Annotated in this window: 3 protein-coding genes; 1 reads left to right on the top strand and 2 read right to left on the bottom strand. The window is 45.3% G+C overall.

Annotated elements, in window-relative coordinates; all coding sequences use genetic code 11:
• Positions 1-353, bottom strand: a 353-nt coding sequence (locus B3W37_RS08695; protein WP_483175397.1) for a spore photoproduct lyase family protein, incomplete at its 3' end; no start/stop codon positions are given.
• 336 nt (positions 354-689) lie between these two features.
• On the opposite strand from B3W37_RS08695, the gene B3W37_RS08690 reads away from it, so the two are divergent.
• Positions 690-1,097, top strand: a complete 408-nt coding sequence (locus tag B3W37_RS08690) for a metal-dependent transcriptional regulator (RefSeq protein WP_483169808.1) — start codon at positions 690-692, stop codon at positions 1,095-1,097.
• Between the two features lie 17 nt (positions 1,098-1,114).
• Here B3W37_RS08690 and B3W37_RS08685 read toward each other — a convergent pair.
• The coding region (locus B3W37_RS08685) for a ZIP family metal transporter (protein ID WP_483175396.1) at positions 1,115-1,474 on the bottom strand (360 nt) is incomplete at its 5' end.

Below are 1,474 nucleotides of genomic sequence, written 5' to 3'. Positions count from 1 at the left end.
ATGATTCGCTCCAGCATTTGCTCACGGTTGACAAAAAGCCGCAAATAGGAGCATTTATTGAAATTGCACACCAAATAGCAATAAAGGCACATGGCCTTGCAGCCGGACGAGGTGTAAGGAACCAGAAAATCCGAGACTTTGTGATTGGGGGTATATTTTAAACTCTTTCGCACCCCCAGGATCAGGTAGCGTTTCATGTACGCAAACTCCCGGTTGGGATTCTTGCGCAATTCTTCTATATTATTATGGCTTTCAACGGCTGTCCAGGGTACATGCGCAAACTTCTCCCGCAGTTGTCTGCCCAGTTCATAATTCAAAACCGCCGGCTCATAATATATTTTTTCCGGAAACAAAGCCCCACCTCCTGGAGCTATTATCTCAAAGGGCGATATTTCCTATACGCAAGCTGACCGGCCGGGAGCTGGAGAAACCTATGTCCAAGTGATTCCGATAATTTCGCTTATTACTATCTTTGATTTCATTTTGCGGCAACCGGCCGCTTAATTCCTCAATAAATTTCATGGTCGGACGCCAATCCCACTGCCTTCCCTTAATTGGCAGACAGTGCCACAGTTTAATCTTCAAACCTGATTATGCAGTTTCAAACTTGCCGATGGATTGATTTTTGCTGTAAAATCAATGCCAAGAAAAAGCGCGGTCATATGCAAATGTGAGGATAAGGACAGCCTATGCAAAATCTAACCTTTACCATGGAAAACTATCTAGAGGCAATTTATGAACTTTCCAGAGACGGAAAAGGGGCTAGGGTATCGGATATCGCCGCCAGACTGGGGGTCACCAAAGCGAGTACCAACAGCGCCGTGGCCACTCTTTCCGAAAAGGGCTTGATCGTCAATGAAAAGTATAAAGAAGTGTATCTTACTCCCGCCGGCCTTGAACTGGCGGAGTTTACCGCCAACAAACACCATGTCATCCGCCAATTTTTAATGACGATATTGAATATTGAGCCCATTGTCGCCGATAAAGACGCCTGCGCCATTGAACACGTCATCAGTATGGATTCCATCAATGCTATGCAGGAGTTTATCCAAAATTATAAAGATAAAAATAAAGAGCACCCGGTCCGTGAAAAATAATTTTTTTCATAAAAATCCTATATAAAAAGCAATAAGCTCACTGCAATCACTATCATACCGCCCATCAATCCGTAAATAGCCAGATGCGCTTCTCCATACTCCCTGGCCATGGGCAAGAGCTCATCAAGGGAGATAAAAACCATGATTCCGGCTACCAGGGCGAAAAGCACCCCAAAAACCATATCGTTGAAGAAACTAAATAGAATCAGATACCCCACCAGCGCTCCCACCGGTTCTGAAAGTCCCGATAAAAAGGAGAGCCAAAAAGCTTTGTGGCGGTTCCCGGTGGCATAGTAGACCGGAACACTCACCGCAATTCCTTCCGGAATATTATGGATGGCAATGGCAAAAGCAATGGCAATGCCGAGGCCAGGGTC

The sequence above is a fragment of the Syntrophomonas sp. UBA5494 genome (genome assembly GCF_002426325.1).
This window is presented reverse-complemented; position numbering and strand designations above follow the sequence as displayed.